The organism is Pedobacter sp. D749 (assembly GCF_019317285.1).
Taxonomy (GTDB): Bacteria; Bacteroidota; Bacteroidia; order Sphingobacteriales; family Sphingobacteriaceae; genus Pedobacter.
This window is the reverse complement of the sequence record NZ_CP079218.1, coordinates 3089648-3111026: the sequence shown is the minus strand read 5'-3', so window position 1 is coordinate 3111026 and position 21379 is coordinate 3089648. Positions and strand designations below refer to the sequence as shown.

General features: G+C 36.4%; 21 protein-coding genes and 1 pseudogene. 9 read left to right on the top strand and 13 right to left on the bottom strand.

The window, feature by feature from the left end:
• Positions 1–357 precede the first annotated feature (357 nt).
• The 4 genes from KYH19_RS12525 to KYH19_RS12515 all read right to left on the bottom strand — a co-directional run bounded on the left by KYH19_RS12525 (position 358) and on the right by KYH19_RS12515 (position 2212).
• A complete protein-coding gene (locus KYH19_RS12525) occupies positions 358–867 on the bottom strand; it encodes a dihydrofolate reductase (RefSeq protein ID WP_219075363.1) in 510 nt (169 codons plus the stop codon).
• 76 nt (positions 868–943) lie between these two features.
• Positions 944–1165, bottom strand: a complete 222-nt coding sequence (locus KYH19_RS24380) for a four helix bundle protein (RefSeq protein WP_370630318.1) — start codon at positions 1163–1165, stop codon at positions 944–946.
• A complete protein-coding gene (locus KYH19_RS24215; protein WP_255562413.1) occupies positions 1090–1314 on the bottom strand; it encodes a hypothetical protein in 225 nt (74 codons plus the stop codon). The genes KYH19_RS24380 and KYH19_RS24215 overlap by 76 nt, the downstream gene beginning before the upstream one ends.
• A gap of 103 nt (positions 1315–1417) precedes the next feature.
• Complete coding sequence (locus tag KYH19_RS12515; protein WP_219075361.1) at positions 1418–2212, bottom strand: thymidylate synthase; 795 nt, start codon at positions 2210–2212, stop codon at positions 1418–1420.
• A gap of 210 nt (positions 2213–2422) precedes the next feature.
• Here KYH19_RS12515 and ispE point away from each other — a divergent pair, with 210 nt between their 5' ends.
• From ispE to KYH19_RS12480, 7 genes and pseudogenes are all read left to right on the top strand, one after another.
• Positions 2423–3226: a 4-(cytidine 5'-diphospho)-2-C-methyl-D-erythritol kinase gene (gene ispE, locus KYH19_RS12510; RefSeq protein ID WP_219075360.1), complete on the top strand. Its 804-nt coding sequence runs from the start codon at positions 2423–2425 to the stop codon at positions 3224–3226.
• 153 nt (positions 3227–3379) lie between these two features.
• Positions 3380–3805, top strand: a complete 426-nt coding sequence (locus KYH19_RS12505) for an OsmC family protein (RefSeq protein ID WP_219075359.1) — start codon at positions 3380–3382, stop codon at positions 3803–3805.
• Positions 3806–3944: 139 nt separating this feature from the next.
• Complete coding sequence (locus KYH19_RS12500; protein WP_219075358.1) at positions 3945–5111, top strand: PLP-dependent aspartate aminotransferase family protein; 1167 nt, start codon at positions 3945–3947, stop codon at positions 5109–5111.
• Positions 5112–5189: 78 nt separating this feature from the next.
• The gene (locus KYH19_RS12495; RefSeq protein WP_219075357.1) at positions 5190–5951 is read left to right on the top strand and encodes a hypothetical protein; all 762 of its coding nucleotides are present in this window, start codon (positions 5190–5192) and stop codon (positions 5949–5951) included.
• Between the two features lie 78 nt (positions 5952–6029).
• A pseudogene (locus KYH19_RS24375) lies at positions 6030–6293 on the top strand (hypothetical protein); the annotation flags it as partial.
• Between the two features lie 29 nt (positions 6294–6322).
• The gene (locus KYH19_RS12485; protein ID WP_219075356.1) at positions 6323–7045 is read left to right on the top strand and encodes a pirin family protein; all 723 of its coding nucleotides are present in this window, start codon (positions 6323–6325) and stop codon (positions 7043–7045) included.
• Positions 7046–7106: 61 nt separating this feature from the next.
• Positions 7107–7403 (top strand): hypothetical protein, encoded by a 297-nt coding sequence (locus tag KYH19_RS12480; RefSeq protein ID WP_219075355.1) that lies wholly within the window; start codon positions 7107–7109, stop codon positions 7401–7403.
• Between the two features lie 229 nt (positions 7404–7632).
• On the opposite strand, the gene KYH19_RS12475 is transcribed toward KYH19_RS12480, so the two are convergent.
• The 6 genes from KYH19_RS12475 to tgt form a co-directional block, all read right to left on the bottom strand.
• A complete protein-coding gene (locus tag KYH19_RS12475) occupies positions 7633–8022 on the bottom strand; it encodes a GxxExxY protein (protein ID WP_219075354.1) in 390 nt (129 codons plus the stop codon).
• 151 nt (positions 8023–8173) lie between these two features.
• On the bottom strand, positions 8174–8455 hold the full coding sequence (locus KYH19_RS12470; RefSeq protein ID WP_219075353.1) for a lipopolysaccharide assembly protein LapA domain-containing protein: 282 nt from the start codon (positions 8453–8455) through the stop codon (positions 8174–8176).
• 4 nt (positions 8456–8459) lie between these two features.
• Entirely contained in the window at positions 8460–11264 is a 2805-nt protein-coding gene (locus tag KYH19_RS12465; RefSeq protein ID WP_219075352.1) for a hypothetical protein, read from the bottom strand.
• 2211 nt (positions 11265–13475) lie between these two features.
• Positions 13476–14354, bottom strand: coding sequence for a DMT family transporter (locus KYH19_RS12460; RefSeq protein WP_219075351.1), 879 nt, complete (start codon positions 14352–14354; stop codon positions 13476–13478).
• Between the two features lie 2 nt (positions 14355–14356).
• The gene (locus KYH19_RS12455; protein WP_121286730.1) at positions 14357–15460 is read right to left on the bottom strand and encodes an LptF/LptG family permease; all 1104 of its coding nucleotides are present in this window, start codon (positions 15458–15460) and stop codon (positions 14357–14359) included.
• Between the two features lies 1 nt (position 15461).
• On the bottom strand, positions 15462–16592 hold the full coding sequence (gene tgt / locus KYH19_RS12450) for a tRNA guanosine(34) transglycosylase Tgt (protein ID WP_219075350.1): 1131 nt from the start codon (positions 16590–16592) through the stop codon (positions 15462–15464).
• A gap of 140 nt (positions 16593–16732) precedes the next feature.
• On the opposite strand from tgt, the gene KYH19_RS12445 reads away from it, so the two are divergent.
• Entirely contained in the window at positions 16733–17950 is a 1218-nt protein-coding gene (locus KYH19_RS12445) for a glycosyltransferase (RefSeq protein ID WP_370630230.1), read from the top strand.
• Between the two features lie 26 nt (positions 17951–17976).
• Positions 17977–18612, top strand: a complete 636-nt coding sequence (gene rsmG / locus KYH19_RS12440; RefSeq protein WP_219075349.1) for a 16S rRNA (guanine(527)-N(7))-methyltransferase RsmG — start codon at positions 17977–17979, stop codon at positions 18610–18612.
• A 29-nt stretch (positions 18613–18641) separates the two neighbouring features.
• Here the strand turns inward: rsmG and KYH19_RS12435 are convergent, their stop codons facing one another.
• The 3 genes from KYH19_RS12435 to KYH19_RS12425 form a co-directional block, all read right to left on the bottom strand.
• Positions 18642–19853, bottom strand: a complete 1212-nt coding sequence (locus tag KYH19_RS12435) for a M56 family metallopeptidase (protein ID WP_219075348.1) — start codon at positions 19851–19853, stop codon at positions 18642–18644.
• A complete protein-coding gene (locus tag KYH19_RS12430) occupies positions 19850–20221 on the bottom strand; it encodes a BlaI/MecI/CopY family transcriptional regulator (RefSeq protein ID WP_219075347.1) in 372 nt (123 codons plus the stop codon). The genes KYH19_RS12435 and KYH19_RS12430 overlap by 4 nt, the downstream gene beginning before the upstream one ends.
• A gap of 178 nt (positions 20222–20399) precedes the next feature.
• Positions 20400–21374: a M28 family peptidase gene (locus KYH19_RS12425; RefSeq protein ID WP_219075346.1), complete on the bottom strand. Its 975-nt coding sequence runs from the start codon at positions 21372–21374 to the stop codon at positions 20400–20402.
• Between the last annotated feature and the right edge of the window lie 5 nt (positions 21375–21379).

The following is a 21379-nucleotide window of genomic DNA, read 5'->3' as shown; positions in this document are numbered from 1 at the left end:
TTAGGGGATTGAATTTATATTGAAATTGATCGGAAAGCAATTGCAGAAGCTTTTAGGCTTGGTTCCATCCCGTTACTGTTTTAATCTTTTTTCTGCTGTCATGTTGAGGCACAAAGCATCTTTTCATACATGGGTTATTAGAAACAAAGACACATGATAGATCTTTTATTGAAAAGCAATACCTGCGTTTCTTTAGTTCTGATAGTCCCGCTGTCCGTTTTATTACGCTGCGCTTCATGCTCACTGCCATCGGGTTTAGATGGCAGGGGTAGAGGTTCTATTCGCATAGTATAACTTGTAAATAAGATGCTTTGCATTCTTTGCGAAGTTCTCAGTGTTCTTTGCGGTTAATTTGAACTAAATCCGCTCTAAAACCTCAAAAGTATAATCGTATTTATTCTTTTCGTCTGCTTTGTGTGTTTCGCTGCTAATCACTTTCCATTCTTTCCGGTCTACTTCCGGGAAAAAAGTATCCGCATCAAAATTATGGTGAATAGTTGTTAAATAAAGTGTTTGTGTTTTAGGCAATGCTTGTCTGTAAATTTCGGCACCGCCCACAATGAATACGGGCTTATCTTCGGTTTTGGTAATTGCTAAAGCTTCATCTAAGCTATTTACCACTTCAACGCCTTCAATTTTTAATTCAGTATCTCTTGTAATTACAATATTCCTGCGGTTCGGTAATGGTCTGCCTACAGAATCGTACGTTTTACGGCCCATTATAACCGTATGGCCAGAAGTCGTTTGTTTAAAAAACTTTAAATCGGCTGGCATGTGCCATAAAAGCTGGTTGTTTTTGCCAATTGCGAGGTTCTCGCCTACGGCTACGGCTATTGAAAGTGAAGGGCTTTCTAGTTCATTAGTCATTAGTCATTTGTTTATTAGTGTCTGCAAAGTGGATTAAGCATAATTTCTAAGTATGATCTCAGCATCCGTCAACAAGTTAAAACTTGTTTAAGTTTTTTCCAATATATTTTATGTAAGTATTCAGCTTTAAATGGATTGTTTGCAATTCGGTATAAAGTTCTGAATAACAATCTTCAGCTATTAATTTTCTGTTTTTAGCCTTTCTGAGAAATGATTTTACTTCTAGAATCGAACCGCGGCTATAATAACAAAATTTTTTGTTCTCTTTGAAATGATACCTCCCATATCCTTCTGCAATATTTGCACTAATAGAATCTGCTGCTCTGCATAATTGTTTACCGATGGTATCTTTAGCGAAATATCCCATCCCATAACAATATCCCAGATTTTATCTGAAATTACCTCAGACAAATTATATACTTCTAAATCCTCTAATTTATAATTCATGATTTCTCTTGATTAAGTAAATTAAAGGAATGATTTTTTAAAATAGGGCATTCAATCTGAATCCAAACAAATGAACCAATGGCTAATGACCATTGAACAAATGTTACACCGCCACTATACCTTTAATATGTGGATGCGCTTCGTAGTTCTCCAATGTAAAATCTTCAAATTTAAAATCAAAAATGCTTTTTACCTCTGGATTGATTTTCATGGTTGGAAGTGGTTTCGGTTCGCGACTTAATTGCAGGTTGGCCTGTTCGATATGGTTATTGTATAGATGGGCATCGCCAAGGGTGTGGATAAAATCTCCGGCTTGTAAACCGCAAACCTGTGCCACCATCATAGTTAGTAATGCGTAAGATGCAATGTTGAAAGGAACACCCAGGAAAATGTCGGCACTGCGCTGGTACAGCTGACAGCTTAATTTTCCATCAGCAATATAAAACTGAAAAAAGGCATGACAAGGGGGTAAGGCCATATTTTCGATTTCGGCAACATTCCATGCTGAAACAATAATCCTGCGCGAATCGGGATTGTTTTTGATCGTGTTGATCATATTGGTAATCTGATCAATATGCTGTCCGTCTGGTGTTGGCCAGCTTCTCCATTGCGAACCGTAAACCGGTCCGAGGTTGCCGTTTTCATCTGCCCATTCGTCCCAGATACGTACACCATTATCTTTCAGGTATTTAATGTTTGTATCGCCGGTTAAAAACCAGATCAGCTCGTGAATAATAGATTTTAAGTGCAGCTTTTTTGTTGTAACCATTGGAAAACCTTCTTGAAGGTTAAAACGCATCTGGTAACCAAAAACACTTATTGTTCCAGTACCGGTACGGTCGTGCTTTTGAGCGCCATGATTCAGCACATGCTGCATTAAATCTAAATATTGTTTCATACTGTTTTGATAATTTACAAATATCTAAAATTTATCAGGTGTTGTAAATCATTTTATTGTTTAATTGTTAACATCGGTTGGGTGTAATTCCGTTGTGTAGTTCCGGCGTGAAGCCGGGACCTACATAAAATTTGTATGTTTGCAACATGAGACGGTTGCTGGTTTCGGCACCATGGACTCAGGACTTAAGACTCACGACTCAGAACTAAAATGCTATCTTTTCCCAACGCAAAAATAAACCTAGGCTTAAATATCACCGAAAAACGATCTGATGGTTACCACAACCTTGAAACCGTTTTTTACCCGATCAATATTAAAGATTCGGTCGAGATTACCGATGCAGAGGTAACTTCTTGCAAAATTCATGGCATCGATATTCCCGGTGATCCTAATGATAACCTGTGTTTTAAGGCATACCAATTGGTAAAAAAGGATTTTGATATCCCTGCACAGCAGATTAATTTGCTGAAAAATATTCCTGTGGGAGCGGGCTTGGGCGGTGGGTCAGCAGATTGTGCTTTCCTGATCAAATTATTAAATGAGAAATTCAGTTTGGGGATGTCTGTTGATAAAATGGAAGGTTACGCCCGTCAGCTAGGGGCAGACTGTGCTTTTTTTATTGAGAACAAACCTGTTTATGCCTTTAATAAAGGAGACGAATTTGAAAAGTGCGAAGTAGATTTGTCAGCCTGGTTTAAAGTTTTGGTAAAACCGCCCGTGCATGTAAGTACGGCCGATGCTTATGCGCATGTAAAACCGCAAAAACCTTTGCAATCGTTAAAAGAAATTATACATTTGTGTCCAACAACATGGAAAAATAAGGTTATCAACGATTTCGAACCATCGGTCTTCGCAAAGTATCCCCAAATTCGTCAAATAAAAACCAGTTTATACGATGCAGGCGCAACATTCGCTTTAATGAGTGGTAGCGGTTCGTCGGTTTTTGCAATTTTCGACCATCCGGTTAAATTGTCCGAACTGGAAAAAAATAACTTAGTATTTTATGGTATTTAAGCTGAGCGCATGGCGCATGGTTTTCGAATAGCAAAATGTTAGGTATTAAATAATAAATTTAAATTAAGGTAGAAGGTTGGAAGATAGAAGGTTTAAGGCATTTGAAATGTCTCATATCTAATATCTCAAATCTGACATCTCGATACTAATAATATGAACATAAATCTGATCCGCAAGAGCGGTAAATTTAATTTTGAAGCAGAAAACGAGAGCGGTTTTACTGTAGAGTTGGATGCAAAAGCTGCCATTGGAGGCGAGGGAAAAGGTTTCAGACCGATGGAGATGTTACTGATTGGATTAGGCGGCTGTAGTGGCATTGATATGGTAAATGTGCTAACCAAGCAAAAGGAACCACTTGATGATATTAAAATCGCTATAAACGCCACTAGAAAAGAGGAAGAAATGCCGCCGATTTTTGATATAATCGATATTCACTTTGATTTATTTGGCGATTTAAGCACTCAAAAGGTAGAACGTGCACTACAAATGACCTTCGATAAATATTGCTCGGTATCGAATATTTTGGGCCGTTCAGCAACTATTAATTTTACTTATAAAATAAACAAAAGAGAAGTATAAAGTAACAAGTAATAAGTAGCAAGTATCGAGAAGCAAATCTTAAATTTATGATGACGACTTTATTCTCACATTACATCCTGATACTTAATACTCAAATCTTGATACCCATCTTTTGACACTCAAATCTTGATACTTAAAAATGAAATCCGAAAATTTTGAAACCATAGCTATACGCACGCAAACCGAACGCAGTTTACACAAAGAGCATTCATCACCAATTTACCTTACTTCGAGTTATAAGTTTGAAGATGCAGAAGAAATGCGTGCTTTGTTTGCGAATGAAAAGGAGGGAAATGTATACAGTCGTTATTCAAATCCAAATACATCCGAGTTCATCGAGAAAATGTGCCTTTTAGAAGGTGCCGAAGATGGTTTTGCTACAGCAACAGGCATGGCTGCGATTTTTACCACATTTGGGGCATTTTTGAAAAATGGCGACCACCTGGTATCAAGCCGTTCGGTTTTTGGTTCTACGCACCAATTATTAACCAATGTTTTTTCTAACTGGGGTGTAACTTTCGATTATGCCGATTTAGATAAACCACAGGATTGGGAGGCTTTAATTAAGCCAAATACTAAAATGATTTTTGTAGAAACCCCATCTAATCCTGGTATTGATATTATCGATCTTGAATTTTTGGGCAGTTTGGCTAAAAAACATAACATATTACTTGTTGTAGATAATTGCTTCGCTACACCATATCTACAACAGCCAATTAAATATGGTGCACACATTTCAATCCACTCAGCTACTAAATATATTGACGGGCAAGGGCGTGTTTTGGGTGGTGTAATTTTAGGTCCCAAAGCTTTAATTGCAGATGTAATTGCTTTTGCACGTCACAGCGGACCTGCTTTATCGCCTTTTAACGCATGGATTTTATCTAAGAGTTTAGAGACCTTAGCCATCCGTATGGATCGTCATTGCGAAAACGCTTTAAAGGTTGCTGAATATTTAGAAAAACATCCGAAAGTTAAACTGGTAAAATATCCGTTTTTGCCATCGCACCCTCAATACGATATTGCCAAAAAGCAAATGAAACAAGGTGGTGGCATTGTAACCATTGTGGTTGAAGGTGGTATAGATGCAGCACGTAAATTTATAGATGGTTTGCAAATGTTCTCTATCTCTGCAAATTTGGCCGATACCCGTTCTATTGCAACACACCCGGCTACGAGTACACACAGCAAACTTACCGAAGAGCAACGTAATGAAGTTGGGATTGAACAAGGTTCAATCCGTTTATCAATAGGTTTAGAGCATATCAACGATATTTTAGCGGATATTGAGCAAGCTTTAGCTTAAAGTTTTTTGACGGAAAAAATCATAAATATTTGTTCATGGTTTGTGTATTAACTGGATATTTTAATTTGAAATAACTTTATGAAAAGCTTTTTTCTACTATTATTAAGTACAGTTTTATTTTCTTGCAGTCAAAGTGATAAAAATGCTTCAGCCCTTAAGGAAAAAGCAGGGTTGAATCTGGAAAAAGTTGATTTCAAAGAAAAACTAATTGAATTTTTAAAATCCAAAATAGACTCAAATGTAAATAGTAATCCGGATTACCTTAAAAAAGGCTATTCAATGCCTTTCGACTATCCGGTTGCTTATAAGTTAGATGCCTGGAATGGCAAAGATTCCTTTTACGGTAAAGCGTATTACAGTAAGATTATAGACAGTATTGCCTATTATCAGGATATATACTTTAATAGAATCGCTTTTTTAACGCACAATAATAAAACTGTAGCGATTTTAGCCGATGCAGAACTTAAATCTGATACGGTTTACAACGAGTTTGTTAAGCAGTTAGAGAAACAATTTGGTAGGCCAACTTTTAGGCCACAAACTACTGTAGATGTTTTTTACGAGTGGTCTGCCAAAGACAGGCGTATACAAATCGATTATTCTAAAGGAGTCTCAATGGAAGCGATGTCTGGCAAGAAAACGGAGGTTAAGCAAACATTTAACATGCAAATGCTTATTTTTAGTAGGGCCGAGGGGGCAAAAATTGATAGCATTCAGCAGAAAAATTATGCTAAAACAAAGGAATATAAAGTGATGCAGGGCGATTTCAAATTGTACAAAAATGATCCTCAAAAGAATATCGTTTTAATGGATAGCATCCTTAATGAAAAATTTAAGTAATAATTCTTTTCACTTGAAATAGGTTAAATTTCTTCCAATTATTTAAAATGAGACTAACAATACCCGGAATTTTGTCAAAAAGCCATTAACTGGGCGCTAAGGCAGATTGGCAAGCGTAATACATTCGTGTATGGGCAGGTCATCCAAACTGCAAGCAATATTCTGGCACAGAACAATAAAAAGGCAAATTGGATAGTTTTACATGCGTTGAGGGAATTAAGCAGCGATGCTGTGCTGGCGAAAGTTAATCCTTTCTTATCAAACGCTTGGCGCTCTCCGCCCAACGCTCCCCGCCCTCACTTCTTACCCTACATCAATGCACAGCAAGCCTTACAGTATTAACTTTGTATCATAAATAAGAAAGGAAATTTATGTCACAGTTTATTTTGCACAAAGAAAACACCCGCGGTCATGCTAATCATGGTTGGTTAGATGCACACCATTCATTCAGTTTTGCTAATTACTACAATCCGGAAAGGATGCACTTCGGAGTTTTAAGGGTTTTAAATGATGACAGTATTGATGGTGGAATGGGCTTTGGCGCTCACCCACATGATAACATGGAAATTATTACCATTCCATTGGCTGGTGCAATTGCACACAAAGATAGTATGGGTAATTCGGCCACAATTAAAAACGGAGAAATCCAGGTAATGAGTGCCGGAACTGGTGTGAGCCATAGCGAGTTTAACGCTAATGCAAACGAGCAATTAAATTTATTGCAGATCTGGTTGTTCCCTAACAAGAAAAACGTTACACCACGTTACGATCAGCAGACATTGGATGTTGCGGCGAGGCACAATAATTTTCAACAGATTTTATCTCCAAACGCGGATGATGCCGGTGTCTGGATACATCAGGATGCCTGGTTCTCATTAGGTAAATTCGATGCCGGATTTGAAACTGAATACAAAATCAAAAAAGCAGGTAATGGTGTGTATGCTTTCATCATCAATGGAGAAGTAACCATAAACGGACAAGTGCTGAGCAAAAGAGATGGATTAGGCGTTTGGGATACCGATAGCATCAGTTTTAAAGCCAATACTGCAGATGCAGAGGTTTTATTGATGGATGTTCCGATGGAATTGAACTAAAATAATTTAACCAAACCTCGCAGGGTTCAAAACCCTGCGAGGTTTCTTTATGTAAAAAACTATGCAAACTACCATACTTTATATCGGAAGAGATACTGAAATTACGACGGTAATGAACCGCCTGCTGAATGCCAGGCCAGAGTGGAAAGGGATCTGTGTATGCACGGATGATGAAGCTATCGAGATTTGCCAAACACATGAAATAGATTTGGTGCTGCTGGGAAACGGCATTGATGCAATATGTGAAAAAGCATTGAGAGCAAAACTAACCGGGCTTAAACCAGCATTAGAAATTATCCAGCACTATGGCGGGGGAAGTGGGTTATTGTATGGGGAAATCATGACAGCGCTTAGCTAGGATTTTTAAGATGATGGGATTTCAAGATCAGGGTTCGTGACATATTTTTTATCAGCATTTAATCTCGCTATCCTTGCCAGGATTTTTAAGATGATAGGATCTCAGGATTAATTTTCGTAGATGTTTTTATCGGTATTTAAAATCCTTTCGCCCTTGAATCACATTAATCCTGGCTAATTTCATCCCTTTGTTTACACTTGAATCTTATCATCTTTAAATCATACCAATCCTAGCTCTTGTTATCTGGGTGCTTCGTATTATAAACTCTTTTAAAAGTTAGGCTCCTGCTTCCAAAATTGATCAATAATCCTACGGGAAGTTTATATGCTTCAAGATAGTTAATCGCTTGTGCAAGATGTGCATCATTTAATTCTGATATAGCTTTTAGTTCTAACATAATCGTATTTTCAACAAAAAAATCTACCCTTCTATACCCAATTTTAATATCACGATAAAAAATATTCATCGTCATTTCTTCCTTATAAGATAATTTTTCTATCCGCATTTCAATACCCAAGGCTTTTTGATATATCTTTTCTTGAAAACCTGATCCTAGAAACGAATGAACTTTCATTGCACAGCCAATAATGCGGCCTGTTAAATCACCATATTTCATCATAATAAATAAAATTTTATATAAGAAATAGGGATTCTCTTGTGAACTAAGATAAACTATATAATCTTAAAATACAATAATAATGAAACACTATGGTGCTGAAATTCTGAAGCGCCATAATCCTGGAATCGAATAATCCTATTTAATCCTGGCTCTAACTAATGTAATCTCTGTCCTCGTCGCTTAAGGTATTTTTCTTTTCTATTGTAGGTTGATTCCTCTCGATCTCATCATCATAGCTACTTACTGTTTTTCTTGGTCGGCCCACTACAAAGCCGATAATAAAACCAATGATAATGCAAACACCGATAACCAAAAGTTTAGATACCGGAACCGTGGTAACCAGAAAATTGAAATCTACAGCTTCGGTATTTACCATCAAGAATATGGTCAGCAATGCGGTTAAAATAATAATGGAGATTGTTTTTGCGCTCATGTTTTTAGAAGCTATAATTAAATGAAAACTCTAATATCGGATTTTGATTGTAAATCTGGTTAACAAAAACCAATCTCGCCCCTAAATCTACAACAGGTTGATAGCGTAAAATGTTTACGCTCGTGTTCAATTCTACCCCATAAGTTTTCGGATCGTTAAATGTGGTGCCCTTACCGATGTTCTCATAATGGCAAAATAAACCTGCCCTAAAATTCCTCACGTAAGCCAGGGAACCCAACTCCCAATCGGGAAAGGCAAATGGAAAGCGGTAGTTGAAAAGTAAGCTGTTCTGTAGTTTGCTTTTTGCTAAAATGTTGTTGTATCCATACACGGTTGCAATCTCTGTTGCATACTGGTTTACCCCGCTTGCTTTCTGGTAATTGAAACTCGCCAGGAAGGAATGGTTTTTAGCAAGCCCCGGGAAATATAGAAAACTTTCGAGCGCTAAAATTTCTCCACCTAAATTTTTGTCGAAAGGTTGGTGATCATAAGTTACCCTGAACACTTGCGCCCACTTGGGTGCAATATCTCTTTCAGTAGTGCGCACACTATGGTTGAAAGTAAAGTTGTATTCCATCGGAAATTTAAGCTCCTGTATAAAACCGGTTGGCATGTTTTCCGGCATGTATCTTTGCGTAAAACTGGTCGCCGCATTTAGTGTAAAAGCATAGTTCTCATTACGTGCGTTGAACGATAAAGGAAGCGATGCGTTAAGCTTGATATAGTTCTCTCTCCAATCGCCTTGTTGTATCGCATTTTTAGCTCTGTAGAACGTTCTTTTCGGGCGGTTGCTGTATAATACACTAAACACCGGATAGAGCGCTTTATAGCTAATTTCAGCTGTGTATTCGAAACGTTTTAAATCGCGGTGGTATTTTGCACCCGAATAAAAGTCCATAGTGTTAAGCAGGTTGTTCGATTGCAGTTCTAAACCAAAAACATATTCGTTGTCAATTACCGGAATAATGCTGTGGATGCTGAAAAGATTTAAAGCTTGGTGGTAACGTTTAGATTGGTAAGTGCTATCCGGTATTTTGTCGAAAACATTCCCGATATTTTCCTGCTTTTCTGCTGCGGCCGAAAAATCTACAAAGTTATTTTCGCCTACAGGTTTTTCTATAATGGTAGTTTCAGCAATTTCATAACCGTTGATTTTGTAATCGTTAAAAATGATTTTTCCATCACTGGTTTCGGTAGGATTAAAGGCGCCGTACTTAGATGCGCTTAATGCCGTAATTTTTTTCGAAGTGGGATCAATCGCGTAAATATTATCGATGCCATTGAAGTGTGCATTGAAAACAATTTTATCGTTAATAAAAATCGGTCGGCTTAGCTGTTGTCTGCTGTTAGAAATCAATTGCGATTTTTTATCTCCATCCATCAGCCACAAGCTTTTTCCTTTTTCCGTTACGCTGATATAAGCAATCTTATTTCCGGTTTTATCGAAAGCTGGTGTCTGCAGTATTTCATTATCTGGATTTGGATAAGTCTTTAAAATTTTTCCTGAAGCGGCATCGATCTCTACCAGGTTGAATTGGTTATTGAGTTCAACTTTGGCTGCAATAATTTTCTTTCCGTTTTCAGAAAGGCTAGGGGAGAAGAGCCTGCTTTTGCTGCTTAACTTATTGAATTTTTTTGTCTTTAAATTATATGAACAGATTACGCTATAACTGCGCTGTTTGTATCGCGGATCGTAACGGATTTCATCCCAAACCAGCAGGTCGTTTTTTAAGCTGAACCAGGGCTGTTCCTGATAACCAATTCCGAATAATTTTTGCTCCGTTTTATCTTCGTTAACAATCACAAAATAACGGGCATCCGTCTTACTTTCTTTAAGTGCTAAAATCTGGTTTTTGTTGATCCTAACGGGTAAGAAATAATTCGTAGCCAACAATGTTTTTTTATTTAAACTTTCATAGTTTTCTGAAGCTGATTTTTCTTCCTGTATTTTCCATTTTTCGGCAAGCTTATTTTGGGTAGCTATAAAATATTGTCGCGTATTTTCACCCGTGTATTTTTTTAAGCTTTTTGAAAAGGGGTAAGGCCTCACTGGTCTTTTTCTAATGTCGCCAAGTAAACTGTCGGAAATGAACTGACCGTATTTTTCTTTCATGTCTGCTACCATCAAATATCCGGTTTGGTAGTAGCCTGGTGTTACGTCTTTGTTCGAACCAAAATAGGCTTTGCTGTAGCTGAGTTTTTTGCCTTCCAAAATTGAAGCCCGGTAAGGCATGATCCAGTTTGGCTGGCGGCCCCTGCCTGAAAAGGTCAGCGCCGTTTCGTTAACCACCGCATCGCCTTCGAAAAACCAGGTGGGTATTCCTGCACCAAAGTAGGCAAAGTAAACCAGCTCCGGAAAGGGGTGAGTCTGTGTTTCTGTCAATTTGTCAAACTGTGCAATGTGTCTAAGCTCATGTACAGCGAGGTTGTTTAGCCAATCCTGACTGTCGAAAAATTGAGGCGGTGTAGCATAAAATTCAGACTTCTTCGGGCCCAGCTGAACAAAGCCGTTTGCAACCGTTCCGCGGTTCTGTAATAGGAGTGGGATAGTGGTTTTTTGTTGCCTCAAACCCAAACCAATCTTGGTGTAGATATAGGGTAGGGTGTTGGCCATTCTTTGGGCTTCTTTCTCCAGTTCTTCAGGATAGATGATTTTAAAGCCTCCTGATGAAATGTAGTTCCATTTTACACTAAGTGGGTTTTGTGCTGTGCTGAAAATTTGCCCAAAAACTGATGATGAAATAAAACTTAAAGTAATTGCACTTAAATACTTGATAATTAGTTTTTTGTTTGCTTTTTTTAAATTCATCTAAAATCTTTGCTAAAATATTTAGTTTTATAAATTTTAAAGGTATTCTTAAATATAAATTATTAATTTATATTAATTATCATAAAATACTGATTTATAAACTTTAATGAAATTTATATAAAATCATTAAATGTTGATTTTATTGTGTTTTTTAACCTGATTTTACTTCAGATTTAACCACTTCATCACATTTTTTATCAATAGTAATTTATTGATTTAATTTACACTTATTAATCGATTTTCCTTGAAAATTTTTGCGGCTTTCTAAATTTTAGTATGAATTTTAGAATGAGGTTTCTGTCCCGAAAATTGAGCCTGAGTCTTGTGGATTTTAGCATCCTTCCTGATGATTTATAGGAGTTAAGAATTGCCCGGTTTATTTGCTTAAGTGGAGAATAATCCCTATCGTAAAATTGATTTATTCGCAGTCTAAAATTAGATTTTTAGAGCCGTAAACTCTAAGAATTTATACTTTCTAATGTATAAATTGATGTCGATTTAAAATTCGGTTTTATAGGGGTAATAATATTTTTATGACAAAATGTCTTTAATTTTTGTCGCGTAATTCAGACTGATTTTTTTATCATTAGGGCTGGATTTAACTCTCATAAATTGCTATTTCCAAATCCAGGTGGTTCCGGATGTTGTAGTTTAGCATTTAAAAACTCAGTTTATTATGGCTTGAACCAAGGTTTTAACACTGAAATTTTTGTCTGAATTTTACTTGAGGCACCCCGATTTGTATATCTTTTTAATGTTTTTAAGCCTTAAAACTCCGGTTTTTTCACTGGATAATTCGATTTCCTTGCGATATTCTCAGGTGAATGGCTTTTGGATCTCTTTTTTTGAAAAAATTATTTTTAAGCTAAAACTGCTTTATTTGTTGTTTAATGGCGCTTTTTGATTGGTTTTTGTGTTATTTTTTTAGGACTGGGAATTGGTCAATTTTAGGGATTTTTAAGCTATTTATGCTAAACTTGAGTACATGATGAGGTCTATTTTTCGATATGTTTTCTAATTATTATGTTTTTAAAACCTCAATTTTTCAGTCGAAAATGGGCAGTTTTCTATGATGCTGATTAAAGACCTTAGCATTCGGGTATTTGCTTTAACTAGGTGTATTTAGTTTGCGGGATTCTATGATTTTGATCCCTTTTTATTAGAAAATGTAAATTGGATTTTTGCTATTTTTTAGTCCGATTTTATATTAGTATAGCTAATGATTTTTGAAGAAGTTTTTATGGGATTTCAATCTTAATTAATTATGCTTTTTAAATACTTTTTGTGTTGTATTTTATTCTACTTTTTTTAGGTATTTCTAAGCTATTTTGCAACTCTTGTTCTGTGCTGTTTTTAATCTTAAACAGGTATTTTTTCGATGTGCTTTTTGTTTGAATATTTGTTGTTTTTACTAGTCTATTATTGGTCGGTATTGTTGAGGTTTTATTATGCTTATCTGTTGATTTTGATATTGTTTTTGGATTTTAAATTCTGCTGTCTTACACGCGTTAGCATATGGTTTTATTTCGATTTTTTATATACAAGTAAAATGCTGCATAATCGTTTGTATGAGGGTGCTTATTTAGTCTTAGGAGTTGCTCTATTTTCTGTTAGTTGCCTCTAGTTTATTAGCAAAAAATTCAAACCTACATTGGTGGATTAGTAAAAAAGATCCAATTTATTTTAGCTTGCATTTAATGTTTTTAGCTTCGCTTATGTAATTGTGATGTGAAGACTTGAGTATATAGGGGATAAAGTAAGGTGGTACTAGATATTGCATGATATCGTCATTTCGAATGGCATGTAACGAAGTTGATAAAGCGATTAAAATGAATCTATTTCCAGGTAATTTATATGCAGCAACGAGTCTATAAATAAAAATTCCTTAGGGTTATCGTCATTTCGAGCGGAGTGCAACGAAGTCGAGAAATCTGTCTAAATAGATCTCTCCATTTCGCTGCGCTACAGTCGAGATGACGACGATTCTATTGGATTCTGTTATGGTAATGGAGTATAGATTAGTTGAGTTTCTGAATGCCTTAATGAAGCAAATTCGGCTGGATAGATCTCTCCATTTCGCTGCGCTACAGTCGAGATGTACAACTATCTAGTCAGAGGATTTCTATTTCGCTACGCTTCATGCTATAGCGATTTGATCGATAGGACAGCTATTTCATTATGCGAAAATATTGCGGTATATGAACTTGCTTTCTACAGCTTGTTCTTTCTCTTTTTGTAGATCGGATATAAGAATATCGAGCCTAGAATAATCGTTGCTCCGATATAAAAACCACCAGTCATCTGTTCTTTATTCTGAAAGAAAATGAAGGCCAAAACAATGCCGTAAACAGGTTCGAGGTTTGTAATTAAGGCTACCCTAAAAGCCGATAATGTACGCATAACAGCAACACCCGCAACATAAGCAACAGATGTGCAGAGCGTACCAAGAAGAATAAGATAGAACCAGTTTTTAGTGCTTAAATTGAATGCTGTGTGCAGCAGTGTTCCATCATATAAACGGTACAAGGTGATCCAGAAAAGCGCGCCTACAAGTTCGTAAAAACTGATAATAGAAGGTTCGCTTTTTTGTACCAAAGTAGAATTTATAGTTGAAAAAAGACTGGATGCCACTGCTGCTAATAAACCAAAAATAATTCCTAAGGTATACTGGCCTTCGAATTTAAAGATCATATATATGCCCAGAATGATTAATAAACCGATCAGAATATCGCCTATTTGTATTGGTTGTTTTTTGATCAGCGGCTCTAAAATTGCTGTAAATAAAGTAAAGGAAGAGAGGCATACCAAGGTTACCGAAACCGTAGAAACCTTAATGGCATGAAAGAAAAATATCCAGTGGATAGCTACAATTCCGCCGGTTAGAAAGAATTGAATAAACTGCTTTTTGGTTATTTTAATATTCTTTTTGGTGATTAAAAACCAGGCAAAAAGTGTAGCTGCTGCAATCAATACCCGGTACCAAACCATGGGTACTGCATCAATAGAAATTAACTTGCCGAGCACGCCTGTAAAGCCCCAAACAAATACAGTAAGATGAAGAATGAGTAAATTCTTTTTAGTGGCTTCCATTGCTATTTTGGTGCTTTTCTTAACAGGTAAAAACCTAATAAGCCAAAGAATAATGTAGGCATAATAACAGCAGCAAATGGAGGTAATCCACCTTTAGTCGAAAACATCTGTGTGAACTGATTAAATACGATATAAGCGAAGCTAATGAAGATTCCGATACCTAATGATACACCGACCCCTCCGCGTACTTTGCGCGACGATAGTGCCACGCCAATCAGCGTTAGTACGAAAGCAGAAAGCGGGTGTAAGTAACGTTTGTATTTTTCAAACTGAAGGTCGTTCATTACGCCTGTTCCGCGGATCTTTTCTTTCCTGATCTTATCAGAAAGTTCCTTCGTGGTTAAATTTTGTACCACATTGTCATATGCTGAAAAATCATCAGGACGCATATCCAGGATGGTATCCTTAAGTTTTCCGTTGCCATAAATCATGGTTTCTTTCAGGCCGTCAATCTTCCGGATGGAGTAGTTACTTAACTGCCATTTGCGTTTAAGCGAATCCCATTTTATATTTTCTGCAACAATCTTTTTGGTCAGCACATCTCCACTAAAATTATCCAGAGAAAACCGGTATCCTGAATTGGTTTTGTTGTCGAAATTATCAATATAGATATAGGTTTTGTCATCCAGTTTCATATGGATGTTTGATTTTGTAGAAGGATCATTACGTTTTACGTACGTATTCTCGAAACTATTTTTTAAAGTATTGGTATAAGGAAGGATGTATAGATTTGAAAGTAAGTTGGCCGAGAAAATAATCGTAGCCGAAACCAGGTAAGGAAATAAAAAGCGGTTAAAACTCACCCCACCACTCAAAATTGGTACAATTTCAGTCTGATCGGCCATTTTTGCGGTAAAGAAAATCACTGCAATAAAATTGATCAGGGGTGAAAGCATATTCACATAAAAAGGAATAGATCCTGCGTAATATTTGGAAAGGATTCCCCAAAAACTCAAGCCGCTTTTCATAAAATCATCCATCTTTTCCGACAGGTCGAACACGACAATAATGATCACAAAAATGGCCAGGGTATAAATAAATGTACCCAGGTATTTCCCGATAATATACTGATCGATGATTTTTATCCTTCCTTTTAACAGACTCATTTTATAGCTTATTGCCTAATACTTTAACCATTTTGTTTTTCCACTCGTAAAATTCACCAGCAATGATCTTTTCCCTGGCCTGTTTTACCAGCCAAAGATAGAAATGCAGATTATGCAAGGTAGCAATTTGAGCGCCAAGCATTTCCTTACTATGTACTAAATGTCTTAAATATGCTTTACTGGTTACTAAATCAGCATGAAGATCGCTTTCGGCATCCAGTGGAGAGAAATCATTCTCCCATTTTTTGTTCCTGATGTTAATGATTCCGTTTCTGGTAAAAAGCATACCGTTTCTGGCATTTCTGGTTGGCATCACGCAATCAAACATATCCACACCTAAGGCAATATTCTCCAAGATATTGATCGGTGTACCTACGCCCATTAAATAACGCGGTTTTTCTACCGGTAATATATCGCATACCACTTCTGTCATGGCATACATCTCTTCAGCAGGTTCACCAACAGATAAACCACCAATGGCATTGCCTTCACGGTTCATGCTGGCAATAAATTCTGCCGATTTAATACGTAAATCTTTATATACCGAACCCTGTACAATGGGGAATAACGTTTGGTCAAAACCATATTTAGGTTCTGTTGTATCAAAACGTTCGCAACAGCGTTTTAACCAACGGTGTGTCATTTTAATTGATTGCGCTGCATAAGTATAGTCGCAAGGGTATGGCGTACACTCATCAAAGGCCATAATAATATCGGCACCTATGGTTCGCTGAATATCCATCGCATATTCAGGAGTAAAAAGGTGTTTCGATCCATCAATATGGGAGTGGAAAGTAACGCCTTCCTCCTTAATTTTACGAACTTTACTTAAAGAATATACCTGGTAGCCTCCACTATCTGTTAAAATCGGACGGTCCCAGCCAATAAATTTGTGTAATCCACCAGCTTGTTCCAGGATTTCTAAACCTGGTCTTAAATAAAGGTGGTAAGTATTACCCAGAATGATTTTTGCGTCGATATCATCTTTAAGTTCGCGCTGATGAACGGCTTTTACCGTTCCGGCAGTGCCCACAGGCATAAAAATAGGGGTTTGTATTTCGCCATGAGCAGTTGTTACTGTTCCGGCTCTGGCTTTAGATAGTGGATCGTTAGCCTGTAAACTAAATTTCATCTGTTTCTATTTATTTTTCTCCAATTATTAAGTGGAGTTTACCGCCATCAAATTCCGTTTTATTAAACGAATTGCTATTTTGATGGCAGGCGGTTTATATGTGTTTTTTCTCGTCGAAAATCTGCCAAAAATAGCAAAAATTGAGGGCATATTTTTGTTTAATTTTTTATCCACATAAAAGTGATTTACAGATTAAAAATGAGAAATTTGCGCCTGTTTATTTTAACATTGTGATATTAACCCTGATTGAAATTATTCTGCTCTCGATATTGGCTTTTTGCCTTTTGGTGCAGCTTTACTATGTACTTTTTGTTCATTTAAAATTGGCTAATGTAAGTATCGAAGAGGTTCCCTCGTCGGCTCAAAAACCGCTAAGTGTAATTGTTTGTGCCAGAAATGAAATTGTGAATTTAGAGCGGTATCTGCCTGTATTATTAAGTCAAAACTATCCGGAGTTCGAAATTGTGGTGGTTAATGATCGCTCCTGGGACGGCACAGAAGAGTTTTTAGAAGAATTAGAGAAGAAACACCGTAACCTGAAAGTAGTTAAGATTTTAGATAACGATAAATTTATAGCAGGCAAAAAATTTGCGGTAACCATGGGAATAAAGGCCGCTAAACATGATTGGTTAGTTTTTACTGATGCAGATTGCACTCCAGCTTCCGAAAATTGGTTAATGGATATGCAGCAGCCTGCTGACGAAAATACAGAAATCGTTTTGGGCTATTCTCCTTACATGAAAAAAAGAAGTCTTTTAAATGCACTGATCAGGTTTGAAACCTTTTTTACTGCAGTAAATTACTTGTCTTTCGCCTTAAAAGGTATGCCTTATATGGGCGTTGGACGCAATATGGCGTATAAAAAATCGCTTTTTTTCAAAAATAAAGGCTTTGCAGCACACATGCATATCCCATCTGGAGATGATGATTTGTTTGTAAATGCACATGCCAATAAATACAATACAGAAATCCGTTTACACCGCGATAGTCATGTTTGGAGTGAACCTAATAATACCTGGCAAGGCTATCTGAGACAAAAAAAACGTCATTTTGGTGCGGGAAAGTTCTATAAATCAAAACATAAGTTTATTTTAAGCCTGCAGATTGTTTTCCAGTTTTTATTCTATGCTTTCTTTGTCGCATGTATGTTTTTTAGTCGCGAGGCGCAATACATCGCTTTAGGAATCCTCGGATTAAGCATCATCATCAGGTGTTTTATTTATCCAAAATTGCTGAAACGCTTAAACTATAGCGATTTGCGTTGGTGGTTCCCGATTTTAGATATACTTTTGTTTCTGTTTTTAACCCTGAACGGATTTTTAGCCTTATTTGGCAAGAAAAAAGTAAACTGGAAATAATTCAATAATCCTTTAGTAATTACAATATGCTTGATGTAAAGCCCGATATCGTTTTAAAATATTTCCCTGATTTAAGCGAAAAACAGATTGCCCAATTTTCGCAACTGTTCGAATTATATAGCTTTTGGAATTCGCAAATCAATGTAATTTCGAGAAAAGATATTGAAGAATTATATGAGCGCCACGTATTGCACTCGTTGGGGATAGCTAAAGTATGCAATTTTAAAACTGGAGAATCAGTTTTAGATGTAGGTACAGGTGGTGGTTTTCCGGGCATCCCATTGGCGATTTTGTTTCCCGAAACGCAATTCTATCTTGTAGATTCTATCGGAAAAAAGATTAAAGTGGTTAAAGAAGTAGCATCGGCATTAGGCTTGGAGAATTTAAGAGCTGATCATTTAAGAGCCGAGCAGATTAAAGAGAAATTTAACTTTGTCGTATCGAGAGCGGTTACCCGCTTAGGCGAATTTTATCCATGGATACAGGGCAAATTTAAAAAAGACTCCTTAAATGCCATTCCAAATGGGATTTTGTATTTAAAAGGTGGCGATTTAGCTGAAGAGATCAAAGAATCAAAACTGAAAGCAGAGTTATATCCACTTTCAGCTTATTTTGAGGAAGATTTTTTTGAGACTAAATTCGTGGTTTATGTGCCACAGTAGTTATCCTGTACTTAAAATATTACCTGTTACTATTTACCACCACTTTTTTTAGTTTTTGGTTCAACTGGCGGTGGCGGCGGTGGTACTGGTAAGTTCTTTTTATCTTTTTTTACAATAGGTGGAGCGAAACGAATCTGATCAACTTTTGGAGCACCAGACTTTTTTGATTTTAAAGCACCTGGTTCAACTGGCGGTGGTGGTGGTAATCTTCTTGCTTCTTTTTTATGATCTGCAGCAATAGGAACTTCATTAATCGTTATTTCTTTAACTTTTTTGGATTTTGATTGATTTGGTTCTTTAGGCGGCAGAGGTGGTAACCTCTTCTTGTCAGCTTTTTTCTTGGTCGTATCCTGAAAAACGATGGTTAAGCTTTCCTTTTTTTGTCCAAATTGGATGGTAGCATAATCTTTTGTAAATGCCATTGTAGAGAGGCATAACATAAATCCGGTTAACGGAAAGATAAATAACAATTTGAGCCTGGCCCATTTTGCAGATTTTTTTTGGTTTAACATACTTATTCTGTTTTTTAGTAATGATGAAGTGAAAAAATGGTTGCTAAGCGTAACTTCCTGGTTTCCATAAGAATTTTGGATCAGAAATAATGCGTATTCGTATTTGGCAATATCTGTCCTGGTGGTAGCGTCATCAGCAAGATATTCGTGAATGAGCCTGATGTCATTCCTGATAAAATATATGATTGGATTGAACCAGCTGGAGATCTGTACCAATTCGAATAATAGAATATCAAAACTATGCTTCTGCTTAATATGAACCATTTCGTGCTTTAACACGGTAGCCTTTTGATTCATCTCTGGATCAATAAAGAGTAGATTAAAGAATGAAAATGCTATTTTTGAATTTTGGATTTCAATAAGTGTGATACCATTTTCTTTATTCTTATGGGCATTTCGCATTAATTTTGCAATGTGCCTTAGTCCCCAAAAAACTTTTAGGATTAAAACTGTTGAAATCGCCAGATATAACAATAAAAGAATATTTTCCAGATTTAAAAATGATTTAGGTTCTTCGATCTGGGGATATCCTGTAGAGTTGAAAACCATTTCCTTTTTTAACAATCCCAGCTGAAAAAATGGAAGTATAAAAGCGAGTATCGAGCTGAAAATCAGATAATACCTGTTTAATCCGTAAAAGGTTTCCTTGTGGAGGAATAATCTATAAAATCCATAAAATAGGATAAGGTATAGATTTGCTTCGAGTAAATAATATAACCAGCTCATCATTTGTCTTTTTTAAGTTTCTCTGCCAATTGAATAATTTCATTGAGTTCTTCGTTACTCATACTTTTTTCTTTCACCAGAAAAGAAACCAGACTCTCATAAGAGTTTTCAAAGTAATTGTTCATCACTTTATCTATTGCAAACTTTTTATAATCAGTTTCTTTAATAATAGGGAAGTAGATGTGCGTATTGCCGATGGCCTTATGATCAACAAAACTTTTCCCTTCCAAAACCCTTATTACTGTAGATACCGTGTTGTAAGCGGGCTTGGGTTCGTTCATTTTATCGATAACATCTTTTACCAGGGCTTCGCCCATTTCCCAAAGAATGAGCATTACCTGTTCTTCTGCTTTTGTGAGTTCTTTTATCATAGCAACTATTTTTGTAGTTTGGTTAATTGAAGTTACTACTATAAAAATAGTTTGCAAACTATTTTTATAGTTTTTTGTTTAATTTACTGATATTCAGATGAATAATTTATTGTTGAAATGTAAAGGCATAAAAAAACCTGCCGGATAGGGCAGGTTTAGATCTATATCAATCAATTCATTAAAATTTTTCCAACTTTCTTGGGTTGTCCATCATGATCATTTTATCCTTTAACAATTGTTGTAAGCCAGTTTGTGTGTCGATACTTTTTACCACATCCAGCACAGCACTTGCTGCATTACTGAAAAATGGTTTGGTGATGGTAGAATATTCATCTGTAGCTTTATGGTAATCTTTGTGATCTTCCACGCCAAAATATAAGAACGGAATATTTTTAGCATTAAATGCACCCTGGTCGCTCTGATTGGTCCAGTCGTCATGACCTTGTTTAGGATCGTCGTGGCCGAAAAGTAATCTGATATTGGTTTTAGTCGTATCTACATATTTCTTTAAATCAGGATATTTGAAAGTTCCACATACATAGAGCTCACCTTTATCACTATGACTGATCATATCCATGTTTAAATCAACAGCGATAGTATTAACAGGCACTGGTGGATTACCTACAAATGCTTTTGCACCCTGTAAACCCATTTCTTCCGCATCGAAAGCTGCGAAAATGATCGTATTATTCGGCTTGTTCTTAGCGAAATATGCTGCAATTTTTAATAAGCCTGCAGTTCCTGATGCATTGTCATCAGCACCATTATAAACTTCATCTTTAATTACCCCTAAATGGTCGTAATGTGCCGAAACTACAATTACATTAGTTCCTTTGCCCGGAATGTAGCCGATTAGATTTGTTCCATTCACTTTTGCGCCAGATCTTCCATTAAAGGTAAATTCCTGTGCGTAGTTTACATGCTGTGGGTAAGATTTTAAACCCAGTTTCTGAAACCTTTCTATAATGTATGCCCTGGCCATTTCGGCCCCTCTTGTTCCGGTTTTTCTACCTTGATAAGCATCGGAAGATAATACTTCAACGTCTTTTAACAATTGAGTATCCAACTTACCTGAAGCAGTATTGTTTTTGTTTTTTACTGATGAACAGCAGCTTAGCATCATCGCTAAAGGAAGGATATATAGGGTTTTCATGATTA

Bases quoted from the DNA above. Each gene is read 5' to 3' on its own strand.
- KYH19_RS12525 (WP_219075363.1), bottom strand. From the start codon at position 867: ATGACTAATGAACTAGAAAGCCCTTCACTTTCAATAGCCGTAGCCGTA.
- KYH19_RS24215 (WP_255562413.1), bottom strand. From the start codon at position 1,314: ATGAATTATAAATTAGAGGATTTAGAAGTATATAATTTGTCTGAGGTA.
- KYH19_RS12515 (WP_219075361.1), bottom strand. From the start codon at position 2,212: ATGAAACAATATTTAGATTTAATGCAGCATGTGCTGAATCATGGCGCT.
- ispE (WP_219075360.1), top strand. From the start codon at position 2,423: ATGCTATCTTTTCCCAACGCAAAAATAAACCTAGGCTTAAATATCACC.
- KYH19_RS12505 (WP_219075359.1), top strand. From the start codon at position 3,380: ATGAACATAAATCTGATCCGCAAGAGCGGTAAATTTAATTTTGAAGCA.
- KYH19_RS12500 (WP_219075358.1), top strand. From the start codon at position 3,945: ATGAAATCCGAAAATTTTGAAACCATAGCTATACGCACGCAAACCGAA.
- KYH19_RS12495 (WP_219075357.1), top strand. From the start codon at position 5,190: ATGAAAAGCTTTTTTCTACTATTATTAAGTACAGTTTTATTTTCTTGC.
- KYH19_RS12485 (WP_219075356.1), top strand. From the start codon at position 6,323: ATGTCACAGTTTATTTTGCACAAAGAAAACACCCGCGGTCATGCTAAT.
- KYH19_RS12480 (WP_219075355.1), top strand. From the start codon at position 7,107: ATGCAAACTACCATACTTTATATCGGAAGAGATACTGAAATTACGACG.
- KYH19_RS12475 (WP_219075354.1), bottom strand. From the start codon at position 8,022: ATGATGAAATATGGTGATTTAACAGGCCGCATTATTGGCTGTGCAATG.
- KYH19_RS12470 (WP_219075353.1), bottom strand. From the start codon at position 8,455: ATGAGCGCAAAAACAATCTCCATTATTATTTTAACCGCATTGCTGACC.
- KYH19_RS12465 (WP_219075352.1), bottom strand. From the start codon at position 11,264: ATGAATTTAAAAAAAGCAAACAAAAAACTAATTATCAAGTATTTAAGT.
- KYH19_RS12460 (WP_219075351.1), bottom strand. From the start codon at position 14,354: ATGGAAGCCACTAAAAAGAATTTACTCATTCTTCATCTTACTGTATTT.
- KYH19_RS12455 (WP_121286730.1), bottom strand. From the start codon at position 15,460: ATGAGTCTGTTAAAAGGAAGGATAAAAATCATCGATCAGTATATTATC.
- tgt (WP_219075350.1), bottom strand. From the start codon at position 16,592: ATGAAATTTAGTTTACAGGCTAACGATCCACTATCTAAAGCCAGAGCC.
- rsmG (WP_219075349.1), top strand. From the start codon at position 17,977: ATGCTTGATGTAAAGCCCGATATCGTTTTAAAATATTTCCCTGATTTA.
- KYH19_RS12435 (WP_219075348.1), bottom strand. From the start codon at position 19,853: ATGATGAGCTGGTTATATTATTTACTCGAAGCAAATCTATACCTTATC.
- KYH19_RS12430 (WP_219075347.1), bottom strand. From the start codon at position 20,221: ATGATAAAAGAACTCACAAAAGCAGAAGAACAGGTAATGCTCATTCTT.
- KYH19_RS12425 (WP_219075346.1), bottom strand. From the start codon at position 21,374: ATGAAAACCCTATATATCCTTCCTTTAGCGATGATGCTAAGCTGCTGT.